At 54.1% G+C, this 255-nt stretch carries 1 rRNA gene; it reads right to left on the reverse strand.

Going from position 1 to position 255, the window contains the following annotated elements:
* Positions 1–255: ribosomal RNA gene (locus tag M3636_RS30015) — 23S ribosomal RNA — on the reverse strand; the annotation flags it as partial.

Raw genomic sequence — 255 nt, forward strand, 5'->3', positions numbered from 1 at the left:
GAGGCTTTTCTTGGCAGTGTGAGATCATGACCTTCGCTACTGTAATTTTCACTCCCCATCACAGCCCAGCCTTACGATGTGCGGATTTGCCTACACATCAGCCTCACTGCTTGGACAGGCATCCATCAGCCTGCGTCACTACCCTACTGCGTCCCCCCATTGCTCATAACGGCTTACGGTGGTACAGGAATTTCGACCTGTTGTCCTTCGACTACGCCTTTCGGCCTCGCCTTAGGTCCCGACTTACCCTGAGTG

The organism is Paenibacillus sp. MER 99-2 (genome assembly GCF_023714095.1).
GTDB lineage: Bacteria > Bacillota > Bacilli > Paenibacillales > Paenibacillaceae > Paenibacillus.